10 protein-coding genes are annotated in these 13,470 nt (G+C 68.2%); 1 reads left to right on the top strand and 9 read right to left on the bottom strand.

Annotated features, from left to right (window positions below; all coding sequences use genetic code 11):
* Nucleotides 1-34: 34 nt before the first annotated feature.
* The 8 genes from lpxK to JCM7685_RS12995 all read right to left on the bottom strand — a co-directional run bounded on the left by lpxK (nt 35) and on the right by JCM7685_RS12995 (nt 10,397).
* Entirely contained in the window at nt 35-1,024 is a 990-nt protein-coding gene (gene lpxK, locus JCM7685_RS13035) for a tetraacyldisaccharide 4'-kinase (RefSeq protein WP_074969439.1), read from the bottom strand.
* Nucleotides 1,021-2,253: a 3-deoxy-D-manno-octulosonic acid transferase gene (locus JCM7685_RS13030; protein WP_074969437.1), complete on the bottom strand. Its 1,233-nt coding sequence runs from the start codon at nt 2,251-2,253 to the stop codon at nt 1,021-1,023. The genes lpxK and JCM7685_RS13030 overlap by 4 nt, the downstream gene beginning before the upstream one ends.
* An 18-nt stretch (nt 2,254-2,271) precedes the next feature.
* Nucleotides 2,272-2,517: a DUF4170 domain-containing protein gene (locus JCM7685_RS13025; RefSeq protein ID WP_074969435.1), complete on the bottom strand. Its 246-nt coding sequence runs from the start codon at nt 2,515-2,517 to the stop codon at nt 2,272-2,274.
* A 1,322-nt stretch (nt 2,518-3,839) separates the two neighbouring features.
* Entirely contained in the window at nt 3,840-4,760 is a 921-nt protein-coding gene (rocF, locus tag JCM7685_RS13015; protein WP_074969433.1) for an arginase, read from the bottom strand.
* Between the two features lie 34 nt (nt 4,761-4,794).
* Nucleotides 4,795-6,513, bottom strand: coding sequence for a methionine--tRNA ligase (gene metG, locus JCM7685_RS13010; protein WP_074969431.1), 1,719 nt, complete (start codon nt 6,511-6,513; stop codon nt 4,795-4,797).
* 179 nt (nt 6,514-6,692) lie between these two features.
* A complete protein-coding gene (gene glyS, locus JCM7685_RS13005; RefSeq protein WP_074969429.1) occupies nt 6,693-8,969 on the bottom strand; it encodes a glycine--tRNA ligase subunit beta in 2,277 nt (758 codons plus the stop codon).
* Nucleotides 8,969-9,430, bottom strand: a complete 462-nt coding sequence (locus JCM7685_RS13000) for a DUF6446 family protein (protein ID WP_074969427.1) — start codon at nt 9,428-9,430, stop codon at nt 8,969-8,971. The genes glyS and JCM7685_RS13000 overlap by 1 nt, the downstream gene beginning before the upstream one ends.
* A 4-nt stretch (nt 9,431-9,434) precedes the next feature.
* A complete protein-coding gene (locus JCM7685_RS12995; RefSeq protein WP_074969425.1) occupies nt 9,435-10,397 on the bottom strand; it encodes a glycine--tRNA ligase subunit alpha in 963 nt (320 codons plus the stop codon).
* 86 nt (nt 10,398-10,483) lie between these two features.
* Between JCM7685_RS12995 and JCM7685_RS12990 the strand changes: the two genes are divergently transcribed.
* Nucleotides 10,484-11,977: a peptidoglycan-binding domain-containing protein gene (locus tag JCM7685_RS12990; protein ID WP_074969423.1), complete on the top strand. Its 1,494-nt coding sequence runs from the start codon at nt 10,484-10,486 to the stop codon at nt 11,975-11,977.
* Here the strand turns inward: JCM7685_RS12990 and JCM7685_RS12985 are convergent.
* Complete coding sequence (locus tag JCM7685_RS12985) at nt 11,974-13,422, bottom strand: TrkH family potassium uptake protein (protein ID WP_074969503.1); 1,449 nt, start codon at nt 13,420-13,422, stop codon at nt 11,974-11,976. The genes JCM7685_RS12990 and JCM7685_RS12985 overlap by 4 nt on opposite strands.
* Nucleotides 13,423-13,470 lie beyond the last annotated feature (48 nt).

Genomic DNA, 13,470 nt, shown 5'->3' with positions numbered 1-13,470 from the left:
GGAAAGTCCCGGTCACGCCGGGGCTTTCTGCTTTCTAGAGCTTCAGCGCCGCCAGCCGGTCGAGCAGCGGCGCGGGATCGTCCAGTTGCAGCCGCACCGGCAGCGCCAGCACCTTGGGCCGGAAGCTGCGCGGCAGGCGGGCGGCGTCCTTTTCCGTGGTCACCATCTGCGCGCCCACCAGCCGCGATTCGGCCTCGAGCCGGGTCAGCAGTTGCGGGGTGAAGGGCTGGTGATCCTCGAGCGCCTCGGCCCGGACCACCTCGGCGCCGAGGCCGCGCAGGGTGGCAAAGAATTTCTCGGGATGGCCGATGCCGGCGAAGGCCATGACGCGCTGGCCCTGCCAGTCCATGCCGGTCTGCAGCGGTGCGAGCCGGCCGGTCAGGTGCGGCAGGGAAAGGCGCTGCCCCCAGGCGGCGGCGAAGGCGGCTTGCGCGGCGGGCTCTCCGATCGACAGGAGCAGGTCGGCGCGGGCAAGGCCGCGGTCCACCGGCTCGCGCAGAGGGCCGGCCGGCAGGCACAGCCCGTTGCCGAAGCCCTTGGCCGCATCGACCACCACCAGCGACAGGTCATGGGCCAGTGCCGGATCCTGGAAGCCGTCGTCCAGCAGCACCGCCTCTGCGCCGGCCGCGACGGCGGCCTGCGCTCCGGCCAGCCGGTCGTCGGCGACCCAGACCGGTGCGAAAGCCGCCATCAGCAAGGGCTCGTCGCCGGTCTGCGCCGCCTTGTGGCGCATTTCGTCCACCCGCAACGGCCCCTTCTCGCGGCCGCCATAGCCGCGCGAGACGATATGCACCGCGATGCCCCGCGCTTGCAGAAGCTGCGCCAGCATGATGGCGGTCGGGGTCTTGCCGGTGCCGCCGGCGTTCAGGTTGCCGATGCAGATCACCGGCACCGGCAGTTTCGCGCGCTGACCGCGGGCCAGCCGGCGGGCGGTGGCGGCGGCATAGAGCGCACTCAGCGGCGCCAGCAGCCGCGCCTTGGCGCCGGGCCGGCGGAACCAGAAATCCGGGGCGCGGCGGCTCATGCGCGAGTCTCCATCGCTTCGATCACCGTATCGGCGATCCGGCGCAGCACGGCGGCGCCGCCGGTGCTGACCGACCAGGCATTGCCGGCCAGCATGGCCGCCTGGTCCGGGGCCGAGAGGTCGGCCACCGCCCGCGACAGTCCCGCCGCATCCGTCACCAGCCGCGCCGCCGAGGCGCCGTCCAGCTGCACCCATTCCGGCGCATGCGCCTCGGTCAGCGGGCCGTGGATGATGGCCGATCCCAAGGCCGCCGGCTCGAACGGGTGGCGCGGCGCGGCGCCGGGGCCGGGCAGCAGCGTGCCGCCCATGAAGCAGACCGGGGCCAGGCGATACCACAGGCCCATCTCGTGGTCCTCTTCGGCGATCAGGACATGGTCGTCGGATGCGGGGTCGTCGTCCTCGGAGCGTAGCACGGCGGCCAGACCCAGGGTTTCGACCTCGGCCAGGATCTCGGGCAGCAGGCCGGGCGACAGGCCGGCGAGGATCAGAAGCGCCCGGTGGTTGTGGTGCAGCGTCGCCTGATGCGCGGCCAGGGCGGCCCGCGCCTCGGGCAGGGTGGGGCTGGCGGCCAGCCAGATGTGCCGGCCGGCCAGGATATGCGCCAGTGCCCGGCGCTCGGCCTCGTTGGCGGCAAGCGGCGGGCGGGTCTCGGTCACCGGGCCGGTCAGTTCGATCTGTTCGGGGCGCGCGCCCAGTTGGCGGGCGGCGGCGCCCGCGGTCAGATCGGGCGCCAGGATGCGGGTGATGCGGCCCATCAGCCCGCGATTGATCGCCCCCCGCCAGGAGCCGCGCCGAGTATAGGCCACCAGCCGCGCCTCGGCCAGGATCACCGGCAGCCCGGTATCCGCCGCCACGGTGATCAGCGAGGCTGGCAACTGATCGCCCAGGATCAGCAGAGCCTGCGGCGTCAGGGCCTGGATCAGCGCCCGGGCCGTCACCGGGTCGGCGGGCCGGGGCAGGGCAACGGCGGCAAGATCGCGGGGCAGCGTCCCGGGCGCCGGCGGCGTGCCGGTGAAGGCGAAGCGCAGCCCCGGCCGCAGCCCCAGCATCGCCCGCAGCAGTGCTGCCAGCGGCGGAGGCTCCTCGGCGCGCTCGGACAGGTGCACGATCAGCAAAGGCCCTTCGCCCGGCGGTGAGGCGAAGGGTTCGGCCGCAGGGCCGGCCAGCGCCGCACGGCGGCGCAGATGCAGCCACAGCGCCAGCGAGGCGGTCGCCTTGGAGGGATGCATCGCGCTCAGCGGTCGGGCCTAGCCGCCCAGTTCCTCGGTCGGGCTGACCTCGCGTTCCTCGTCGCGCAGCCGATGCAGGTGGGCGATGAAATAGCGGGTATGGGCGCTGTCCACGGTGCGCTGCGATTCGGCCTTCCAGGCGGCATGGGCCTGGGCATAGTCGGGAAAGACGCCGACGATATGGATGTCCTTGGTGTCGCGGAACTCGGTGCGGCCGGGATCGACCAGTTCGCCGCCGAAAACGAGGTGCAGGCGCTGCGCCATCACATTCTCCTGGGTTCGATTTTCGGCGCGAACCTAGCCGAGCGGAAGCAGCGAACCAAGGAGATTTGTTTAAAATCGGCCTCGGTTGACATTTGCGACGAATCGAGAGGCGCGGTAAGCAGGGGATGCCGTGAGAGGGAAGCGAATCCCGGATCGTCCAAGCGTGGTGGTGAGGGCTTTCCGGGGCGCAAGGGAAGGCGAACCGGTGCGTTTTTCCTCCCCTCTTTCTGCGATCGCGGGCGGCCATTTCGCGATGGCTGCCTGCGATCTCGTCTCTGGCCGTGCGTTGGCTCCGGAGGGCGCAGCAAGCCTATTCGACAATAGTGTGGGATGGCGGCGGCGGCCGGTTCCGATTCCCTGGACTATGCGGTTTGCCGCAGCCTGCGCAAGAGGCGGGCGGGCAGCGGGCGATGGGGATGAGCTACAGTCCAGAACCGATCGCGGAAAGCCGGTTGAGAAAGCTGCGGCCGAGGCGCGTCGGGGCACAAGCGTGCCCGGCAGGAAGGATGCCTCTCTTGCCGAATCCTCTCCGCAAAGCGCGCCAGCCGGACGATGCAGGGATGCTCAGATACTGGGCGGATTCAACCGAAATGGTGCGGCGGCGGGACATGTGGCGGAGATGGCGGGATTCGGTTCGGCGGTTTCCCTGCGCCAGCATTTCACCCGGGCGTTCTCGATCTCGCCTGCAAGCTATAGACGGCAGTTCAGGAGCAAGAGCGAACTACAGGGTCGTCAGTACGAGCACTCTCGATACGTCTCTGTCGGATTGCCGAGCGACTAATATGATGGTGCGGACGACGGGACTCGAACCCGTACTCTCACAGAGAAGCAGATTTTCGTACCACTTCGACTTTCGCCGCCGCCTTTCGACGTTCGTGGTCTGGACTGTCCCTTCGCCGTGGCCCGAAGGCTTTAGGCGCCGCCCGTCCAGTCTCTACACCTTCCCCGACGAGGGGCTTGGCTCGGGATTGGCATAGGGCAGATGCCCTTTAGCGTTCCCCGACTTTGAGCGGTTCTACTCCGCGGATTTCCCCGCGGGCACTCCAATTCTAAAGTCTGCTGCGTCTACCGATTTCGCCACGTCCGCCCTTGGCCGCCGATTCTCGCCCTTGGTCTCTGCTCCTACGCAGCCCCTGGAGCCAGATCAGCCTATTTCCGCCTTCCTCACCTCGCGCCCATAGCGCATTGAAAAACCACTCAATTCCCTTCCGCAAACTATTTTGCAGCGTGGTAGAAAAAAGACTTCCTAAGTCCCATGCGTCTACCATTCCGCCACGCCCGCGCCGGGATTGGCTAGCGGGCGGAGGCGCGATTGGCAAGCCTCAGTAGCTGCGCGTCGGACGGTCGAACACCTTGCGCCCCATCAGCGAGCCGACCAGATCCACCATCAGCTTGGCCGTGCGGCCGCGTTCGTCCAGAAAGGGGTTCAACTCGACCAGGTCCAGCGAGGTCATCAGCCCGGAATCATGCAGCAATTCGCAGACCAGATGCGCCTCGCGGAAGGTGGTGCCGCCGGGAACGGTGGTGCCGACCGCGGGCGCGAGCGACGGGTCCAGGAAGTCCACGTCCAGCGAGACATGCAGCAGCCCCTGCGCTGCGCGCACCCGGTCAAGGAATGCGCGCAGCGGCGCGACGATGCCATGCTCGTCCAGAACGCGCATGTCGTTGACGGTGATCTCGGTTTCCCGCAGCGCCGAGAGTTCGGCAGGATCGACCGAGCGGATGCCGAACATGCAGATGTTCTCGGCCGGGATCGGCGCCGGGAAAGGTGGGAAGGGATCGAAGCCCGGCCGGCCGGCGGCATAGGCCATGGGCGTGCCGTGCAGGTTGCCGGACACGCTGGTCTCGAGGGTGTGGAAATCGGCATGCGCGTCCAGCCACAGCACGAATTGCGGCCGGCCGGCCGCGTGGGCGTGGGCCGCGACGCCGGCGAGCGTTCCCAGCGCCAGGGCATGGTCGCCGCCCAGGAAGATCGGCAGGCCGTCCTCCATCGCGGTGGCACCGGCGGCGGCCAGGGCCTCGGTCCAGGCCACGATCTCGGGCAGGTGATGCACGGCGGGGTTGGCGCAAGCCTGGTCGCGGCCGGGCGCCGGGGCGACGTCGCCGCGGTCCTCGACGGTATGGCCCAGGGCCGCGAGGGTCGAGGCCAGCCCGGCCACGCGATAGGCCGCCGGCCCCATCAGGCAGCCGGGCCGCCTTTGGCCTTCGTCCACCGGGGCGCCGATAAGGATGCAATGGGTCATGCGTTCTCCTGCGTCCGGGCTTCAACGCGCAGGGTCAGCTCCGGATCCCCTGGAAGCGCTGCTGCCATTCGTCGCGGCTTTCGTCGGCGATCTTGGCGAAAAGCACCTCGGGCACGGCGAAGCCATGCCCGGCGGGCAGCGCCGCCAGTGCGGCGCGGACATCGTCGGGCCAGCTGCGGTCCTCGGTGCGCATCGCCGCCAGCATCGCATCGGAGGCGAAGGGGATGAAGGGCGCAGAGAGCACGGCATAGAGCCGGATCAGGTTCAGGCCCAGACGGACCTGCATCGCGGCCTTGACCGGGTCGGTCTTGAAGGTGGACCAGGGCGCGGCGGATTGCAGGTATTCGTTGCCGAGCACCCAGATCGCGCGCAACTCGGCGGCGGATTTGCGGATCTCGGTATGGTCCATGAAGCCTTCATAGGCGCGGATGCGGGTGGTCAGCGCCTCGATCAGCGCCTCCTCCTCGGGGCCGTAGCTGCCGCCTGCGGGGATGGTCTCGCCGAACTTGCTGCGGCAGAATTTGGTGATGCGGCTGACGAAATTGCCCAGCACGTCGGCCAGGTCCTTGTTGACCGACTGCTGGAAATTGTCCCAGGTGAACTCGCTGTCGCCGGATTCGGGGGCGTGGGACAGCAGCCACCAGCGCCAGTAATCGGCGGGCAGGATCGACAGCGCCTGGTCCATGAACACGCCGCGGCCTTGGCTGGTCGAGAACTGGCCGCCGTCATAGGTCAGGTAGTTGAAGGACTTGATGTAATCGACCAGCTTCCAGGGCTCGCCCGAGCCGATGATGGTGGCCGGGAAGCTGAGCGTGTGGAAGGGCACGTTGTCCTTGCCCATGAACTGGGTATAGGTCACGTCCTCGGCGCCCTCGTCCAGGCGCCACCAGCGGCGCCAGGCGCTGTCGGGCAGGCCGGCCTTGTCGGTGCCCTCGGCGGTGGCGGCGATATATTCGATGGGCGCATCGAACCAGACGTAGAAGACCTTGCCCTCCATCCCCGGCCAGGGCTGGTCGCCCTTCTTCACCGGGATGCCCCAATCGAGGTCGCGGGTGATGCCCCGGTCCTGCAGCCCGTCGCCGTCGTTCAGCCATTTCCGCGCGATCGAGGTGGTCAGGATCGGCCAGTCGGTCTTGCTGTCGATCCAGGCCGCGATCCGGTCCTTCAGCGCGCGCTGGCGCAGGTAAAGGTGCTTGGTCGCCCGCACTTCCAGATTGGTGCTGCCGCTGATCGCCGAGCGCGGCTCGATCAGGTCGGTGGGGTCGAGCTGCTTGGTGCAGTTCTCGCACTGGTCGCCGCGGGCCTTGTCGTAGCCGCAGTTCGGGCAAGTGCCCTCGATATAGCGGTCGGGCAGGAAGCGGCCGTCGTCGATGGAGTAGACCTGCTTTTCCTCGACCTCGGAGATCCAGCCGTTCTCGTCCAGCTTGCCGGCGAAATGCTGGGTCAGAACGTGGTTGCGTTCGCTGGAAGAGCGGCCGAAATGGTCGAAAGACAGGCCGAAGTCGCAGGCGATGTCCGCCTGGACGTCATGCATTTCCGCGCAATAGACCGGCACCGGCTTGCCGGCCTTGGCGGCGGCCAGTTCGGCCGGGGTGCCGTGTTCGTCGGTGGCGCAGATGAACATCACCTCATGTTCGCGGGCGCGCAGGTAGCGGGCATAGAGGTCGGCCGGAAGCTGCGAGCCGACGAGGTTGCCGAGGTGCTTGATCCCGTTGATATAGGGGATCGCCGAGGTGATGAGATGCCGGGCCATGGGTGCGTCCTTCGTGATCGCCGCCCTGTCTAGCCGCGATGGGGGGCGATGGAAAGTCCTGCGCGCGTTGCGCGGCGCGGGCGCGTGGCGGCGGCGGTCGCAAGCCGGAAAACCCCAGGGGAACATGGGGTTTTCGGCCTGTTCAGGGTGTGCGCCGGCGACTGCCGCGCCGCGCGGGATCAGCCCTCGATGCGGCTGAAATCGGCGACGAGGCGGCCTGCCTCGCGGATGCGCGACAGCAGGTTCAGGCGGTTGCGGCGGGCGATCTGGTTGTCGGTGTTGATCTGCACCGCCTCGAAGAAGGCGTCGATGGGCGCCCGCAGGCTGGCGATGCCTTGGGTTGCGGCCTGGAAATCCTCAAGCCGGACGGCCTCGCGGATCGCGGGTTCGGCGCGGTCGAGGGCGGCGAAGAGGGCGCGTTCCTGCTCGGTCTCGGCGAATTTCGGGTCGGCGCCGAAGCTGTATTCGACACCGTCTTTCTCTTCGGCCTGGGCGAGAATGTTGCCGGCGCGCTTGAGCCCTTGCAACAGGTTGGTGCCGTCCTCGGTCTTCAGCACGTCGTTCAGCGCCGTGGCGCGGTTGACCAGCAGCACGAGGTCGTCATTGCCGGGCATGGCGATGACGGCGTCGATGATGTCGTGGCGGATGCCTTGGTCGCGCAGATAGACTTTCAGGCGGTCGTGGAAGAAGGTGAGGAGGTCGGAGGTTAGTGCTTGAAGAGGCAACCAGTTTTTCTCGGCTACAGTATATTGCCCAACCTCGACACATGCGAGGTCGCCATTCGCAATGGCTCGGTCAAGCGTTTCGCGGTCAAACATGAAACGCAGGGCTTTAATCGCCTCCGCATCTTTCTTCAGTGTCAGAGTGCGGCTTCCATCTTTGGAAACTTTTGACACAGCCAGCAAATGGCTGTCTGCCAACGAGTAAGCAGTATTTTTTATGGAGCCGCTGAATATTTCGGCCAAGCTGATCCGCGCCCCATTCCCCAGCAACAGCCGGATCACCCCCAGCGCGGCGCGGCGGAGCGCGAAGGGGTCTTTCGAGCCCGTGGGTTTCTCGTCGATGGCCCAGAAGCCGGTCAGCGTATCCAGCTTGTCGGCCAGCGCCACCGCGACCGAGACAGGGGCGGTGGGCACGGCGTCGGACGGCCCCAAAGGCGAATAGTGGTCGCGGGCGGCGTCGGCCACCGCCGTATCCTTGCCGGCCTCCAGCGCGTAATAGCGACCCATCGTGCCTTGCAACTCGGGGAACTCGCCGACCATGGCCGAGCGCAGGTCGAGTTTCGCGATCTTCGCGGTTTCCTCGGCCTGATCCGGATCCACCCCGACCAGCGGCGCGATCTCGCGCGCCAGCGCGGCGATGCGGGCGATGCGGTCGGCTTGCGAGCCGAGTTTGCTCTGGAAGGTGACGGATTTCAGCCCCTCGGCCCAGTCGCCCATCCCCGCCCGCGCCTCGCGCAGGTCGTTTTCCCAGAAGAAGGCCGCGTCCGAGAGGCGGGCCGCCAGTACGCGCTGGTTGCCCTTCAGGATCGTCTCGCCATGGTCCGGGGTTTCGATGTTCGCCACCGTCACAAAGCCCTCGATGCGGCCGGTCTTGGGATTGCGGGCCGAGAAGAACTTCTGGTGCTCCTTCATCGAGGTTTGCAGCACCTCGGGCGGCAGCGTCAGGAAACGGTCCTCGATGGCGCCCATCAGCGGCACGGGCCATTCGACCAGGCCGGCGATCTCGGTCAGCAGGGCGTCGTCGGGCACGATTTCCCAGCCGCGGGCGAAGGCGAGGTTCGCGGCCTCTTGCCGGATCGCGGCCTCGCGTTCGGCCGGGTCCAGCATGACCTTGGCGCGGCGCAGCTTGGCCGCATAGTCGTCGAAACCCGAGACGGTGAAGGCGTCGGGGGCCATGAAGCGGTGGCCGCGGGTGCTGTTGCCGGCGGCGATGCCCTCGATCTCCAGCGGCACCACCGCGGCGCCGGATTCGTCCGAGAGCAGGCATAGGATCGAATGCAGCGGGCGGACCCAGCGCAGCGAGCCCGCGCCCCAGCGCATGGATTTCGGCCAGGGGAAGTTGCGGATGGTGGCTTCCAGCACCTCGGCCACGATCTCGGACGCCGGGCGGCCGGGCTTCTGGATCACGGCGAACCAGACCTGGCCCTTCTTGTCGTCGCGGGCTTCGAGCTGGTCCCTGGTCAGGCCGGTCGAGCGCAGGAAGCCTTGCAGCGCCGCGTCGGGGGCGTCGGTGCGGGGACCCTTGCGTTCCTCGCGCGTGGTCGGGCTGTGGGCGGTCAGGCCCTCGACGGTCAGGACCAGGCGGCGCGGGGTCGAGAAGGTGCCGGCGCTGGCATAGGTCAGCCCGGCCTCGACCAGCCCGTCGGTGACGAGTTTCTTCAGGTCCTCGCGGGCGCGGGCCTGCATCCGGGCTGGGATTTCTTCCGAAAAGAGTTCGATCAGCAGGTCGGGCATCAGTCGATGGTCCTTTTCTCTTCGGCTTCTTCGTTCAGCTGGCGCCATTCATAGGCGCGGCCGTCGGGATAGACGGCGATGACGCTGTCGATCTTGGGCGCCACATCGTGCTGGCCCAGATAGGCGGTGGCGCGCCCGGCCGCGAGGTCCTCGGTCAGCGCGGCCGGGTCGAAGCAGTCGAACCAGCGCGGCGGGATCAGCGGCGTGGGGGCGGCGTAGGTCTGCGCGCCCTCGGCGGCGCGGGCGTCGGTGACAAAGCAGGCGCGGTCGGCGAGCGGCGAGCTGACCGAATAGATGCCGCGATAGTCGCGGACCGGCAGCAGCTGCCCGCCGGCCAGCGCGATGCCTTGCGGCGGGTCGGTCACTTCGCGGTAATAGTGATAGACCTGCAGGTAATACATGCCGGCGCCGGCGACCAGCACCAGCAGGGCGAAGAAGATCGCGATGACCTTGCCGCTCACCGTCTCAGGCTCCGGCGGGGAAGGCGGGCAGCGGCTCGCCCGTGGCCGCGGAGGTGGTCACGAACAGGTCGGCGCAGCGTTTCGCCAGCGCGCGGACGCGGGCGATATAGGCTTGGCGCTCGGTGACCGAGATCACGCCGCGCGCATCCAGCAGGTTGAACAGGTGGCTGGCCTTGATCGCCTGGTCATAGGCCGGATGCGCCATCGGGATCGTGCGGCCGGCGCCGTCGGTTTCCGAGGCGGAAAGGATGCGGTCGCATTCCGCCTCGGCGTCCTTGAAATGTTGCAACAGCGTGTCGGTATCGGCCTGGTCGAAGTTCCAGCGCGAATATTCGCGCTCGGCCTGGCGGAAGATGTCGCCATAGCTCAGCGGGATCGGGCTGTCGGGGCGGTTGAAGGGCATGTCCATGACATGCTCGACCCCCAGCACATACATCGCCAGCCGTTCCAGACCATAGGTCAGTTCGCCCGAAACGGGTCGGCAGTCGTGGCCGCCGACCTGCTGGAAATAGGTGAACTGGCTGACTTCCATGCCGTCGCACCAGACCTCCCAGCCCAGACCCCAGGCGCCCAGCGTCGGGGATTCCCAATCGTCCTCGACGAAGCGCACGTCGTGGATCATCGGGTCGAGGCCGATGGCCTTGAGGCTGCCCAGATACAGCTCTTGCAGGTTCGCCGGCGAGGGTTTGATGATGACCTGGTATTGGTAATAGTGCTGCAGCCGGTTCGGGTTCTCGCCGTAGCGGCCGTCGGTCGGGCGGCGCGAGGGCTGGACATAGGCCGCGGCCCAAGGCCGGGCGCCCAGGCTGCGCAGCGTCGTCGCCGGGTGGAAGGTGCCGGCGCCGACCTCCATGTCATAGGGCTGCAACACCGCGCAGCCCTGGGCCGCCCAATAGGATTGCAGCCGCAGGATCACGTCCTGGAAGCAGACGGGTTTCGCCGTCTGATTGTCCTGGGGGCTGGTCATCGCGGTTTCCTTCGGCATAACTGGCAGGAAAGGTCAGCCGCCTTCTAGGCAGAGGGCGGCGCAGGGTCAATGAGAGGGACGGTTCGATGCGGCGCTTTGCTTGGGTCATCGGTGCGGCGCTGCCGCTTGTCGGGGCATGGCCCGCTTTGGCCGAGGATGTGGTGATCCGTATCGAGGCCAAGCGCGGCGCCGAGGCCGCCGCTCAGACCGCCGCCGCCTGGGGCGCGCAATTTCCCGACGTGGTGACCTTCCCGGCCGGCAGCGACTGGGTGGCGATCGCGCTGGGCCCGATGCCGCGCGAAGCGGCCGCCGCGCGGCTGGAGCAGCTGAAGGCCGAGAACAAGGTGCCTGGCGACAGCTTCCTTTCGACGGCCGAGGGGCGCGACCTGACGCGCATTGGCGCAACCGCGACCGCCCCGACTGCGCCCGAGCCCGCGGCCACGCCCGGCAGCGCCTCGACCTTCGCGCCGGCCGCGCCCGCCGCCGATCCGGCCGCCGACGCCGCCGAGCCCGTGGTGGGCGATCTTGCCGGCGAGGACGCCCCCACGATCGCGCCCTCATCGGCCGAGCCCGAACTCGCGCCGCAGGCCGAAACCCCGGTCGCCGCCGAACCGCCGCCGGCGCAATTCTTCCTGCGCCTCGAATCCAGTCCCGACCGCGCCAAGGCCGAGGCGATGCTGGAAAAATGGCGGCAGACCCTGCCCGAGGCGGGGCTGTGGACCATGCCGAACGGTCGCTCGGCCATCGCCTTCGGCCCGATGGACGAGGTGACCGGCAAGGCCTGGCTGCGCGCCCTGCGCAATGCCGGCGCCGTGCCCAAGGATGCCTTCCTGTCCCCCGGCGAGGACATGGGAGAGATTGCGATCATCGGCGCCAAGCCTGATCTCGGCGCGCCCCCGGCCGAGGATGCCGCGCCGGTGCCGATGCCACCCTTGGAGCAGATCCAGCGGGCGCTGCGCTGGGCCGGGCATTATCAGGGCGCCATCGACGGCAAGGACGGGCCGATGACGCAAAAGGCCATCGCCGAGGAAATCGTGCGCCTGCGCGCCTCGCCCGACACCGCCACCGCCATGGCCGAGCTGATCCGCCGGCGCGAGGCATGGCGGGCCGAGATGGGGCTGACCCAGCTGCAGGACGCCCATACCGGGCTGATGCTGCCCGCGCCGATGGACAAGCTGCAATTCGACCGCGCGGAACGGGCGCTGTCGATCTATGGCCCCAAGGACGGCTCGGGCGCGGCGCTGATCCTGTTTTCGCAGCCCGGCGGCCAGCAGGAGATGCTGGACATCGCCGGCCTCGTCACCGCACTGGGCTGGGTGCCGGCGCCGGAGCGCAAGGTCGAGCGCGGCAGCGTGATCCTCGACGGCCGCAACCAGACCCATATCGGCCATGCCGAGGGCCGGGTGGTGGACGGCCGCGCCCAGGGCTTCGTGCTGATCTGGCCGATTTCGGACCCCGAGGACCAGGTGCGGCTGGCGGCCGAGATCTCGGACAACCTCGCGCGTTTCGCCCCCGCTGCGGGCGAGGCACAGCCCGAGGCGCCCGCCATCGCCCCCGCGACGGCGGTGCCGCAGGACTAGCCGCGCCAGAACCGGGGCAGGAACAGCACCAGCACCGACAGCAGTTCCAGCCGGCCCATATACATGCCCAGAATCATCAGCCACTTGGCCGCGCCGGGCAGGTCGGTGACGGCGCCGTTCGGCGTCAGCTCCGGCCCCCAGATCACGCCGACATTGGCGATGGCGGTCCAGGCCCCGGTCAGCGCCGTCCTGGGGTGCAGCCCGGTCAGGGCCAGACCGACGATCAGCAGGCCGAAGCTGAGGATGAACAGGGTGAAGAAGGCCATGACCGAATCGACCACGTCCTCCTCCAGCGGCCGGCCGCCGTAGAGCAGCGGAAACACCCGGTGCGGCGACTGCATCCGCCGCAGCTGCGCCTTGACCGCCTGGAACAGCACCAGATAGCGGAACACCTTGACCGAGCACGAGGTCGAGCCGGTGCAGCCGCCGATCAGCCCGACGATGACCAGGATGACGAAGGGGAAATGCCCCCATTGCATCATGTCGGTCGAGGCGAAGCCGGTGCCGGAAAAGGTCGAGATCACGTTGAAGGTGGTTTCGCGGATCACGTCCAGCGGGTTCTGCGCCTGCAGCCAGAACAGCCGGTAGAGCACGATCACCGCGATGGCATAGAAGGTCCAGCGCAGATAGGCCCGGACCTGGATGTCGCGCCACAGGGGCTCGGCCGAGCCGCGGATCAGCTGCACCATGCGGATGAAGGGGATCGAGGCCAGGATCATGAAGAAGGCCGCCGCATATTCCGCCGGCCCGATGAAGGGCGCGAAACTGGCATCGTAATTCGAGAACCCGCCGGTCGAGCAGGTGGACAACGCCAGCACCAGCGCGTCGAAACCCGTCATGCCCAGCAGGATATAGACCACCATGCAGGATGCGGTCATGGCGAGATAGACCCCGGTCATCTCGCGCGCGATGTCGAAGGCGCGGGGCAGGATCTTGCCCAGGGTGTCGAACCCCTCCGAGCGAAAGAACTGCATGCCGCCGACCTTCATCACCGGCAGGAAGATCATGGCGACGACGATGATCCCCAGGCCCCCTGCCCAGTTCAGGAAGGCCCGCCACAGATTGGTGCCCTTGGGCAGGCCGTCGAGCGCGGGAAAGGCGGTGGTGCCGGTGGTGGTCACGCCCGACATCGCCTCGAAATAGGCGTCGGTGAAGCCGACATGCGGCGCGCCCAGGATGAAGGGCAGGGCCCCCGCCACCGGCACCACCAGCCACAGCATCGCGGTCAGCAGAAAGACCTGGTGGATGCTCAGCGACTTGTCGGCCTGGGCGGTGGCCAGCGCGACGATGCCGCCGGCCAGCATGGTCAGCAGTCCGCATTCCAGGAAGATCTGCCAATGCGGGTCGCCGTGCCACCAGTCGACCAGCATCGGCAGCGCCATCGCCGCCCCCAGCGTGACGACGAGCTTGCCGACGATATTGGCCACGGGACGGACATCGATCATGCCGCCCTGCTTGCCGCGACGCATGGCAAGCGTCAAGCGCGCGCCGCT

Source organism: Paracoccus aminovorans, assembly GCF_900005615.1.
GTDB classification, from domain to species: domain Bacteria; phylum Pseudomonadota; class Alphaproteobacteria; order Rhodobacterales; family Rhodobacteraceae; genus Paracoccus; species Paracoccus aminovorans.
Note: the sequence above shows the minus strand (reverse complement) of the source record. Positions and strands in the feature narration are given on the sequence as shown.

What these genes read in the sequence shown, in the direction of transcription:
- lpxK (WP_074969439.1), bottom strand. Translation starts at nt 1,024, where the DNA reads ATGAGCCGCCGCGCCCCGGATTTCTGGTTCCGCCGGCCCGGCGCCAAG.
- JCM7685_RS13030 (WP_074969437.1), bottom strand. Translation starts at nt 2,253, where the DNA reads ATGCATCCCTCCAAGGCGACCGCCTCGCTGGCGCTGTGGCTGCATCTG.
- JCM7685_RS13025 (WP_074969435.1), bottom strand. Translation starts at nt 2,517, where the DNA reads ATGGCGCAGCGCCTGCACCTCGTTTTCGGCGGCGAACTGGTCGATCCC.
- rocF (WP_074969433.1), bottom strand. Translation starts at nt 4,760, where the DNA reads ATGACCCATTGCATCCTTATCGGCGCCCCGGTGGACGAAGGCCAAAGG.
- metG (WP_074969431.1), bottom strand. Translation starts at nt 6,513, where the DNA reads ATGGCCCGGCATCTCATCACCTCGGCGATCCCCTATATCAACGGGATC.
- glyS (WP_074969429.1), bottom strand. Translation starts at nt 8,969, where the DNA reads ATGCCCGACCTGCTGATCGAACTCTTTTCGGAAGAAATCCCAGCCCGG.
- JCM7685_RS12995 (WP_074969425.1), bottom strand. Translation starts at nt 10,397, where the DNA reads ATGACCAGCCCCCAGGACAATCAGACGGCGAAACCCGTCTGCTTCCAG.
- JCM7685_RS12990 (WP_074969423.1), top strand. Translation starts at nt 10,484, where the DNA reads ATGCGGCGCTTTGCTTGGGTCATCGGTGCGGCGCTGCCGCTTGTCGGG.
- JCM7685_RS12985 (WP_074969503.1), bottom strand. Translation starts at nt 13,422, where the DNA reads ATGATCGATGTCCGTCCCGTGGCCAATATCGTCGGCAAGCTCGTCGTC.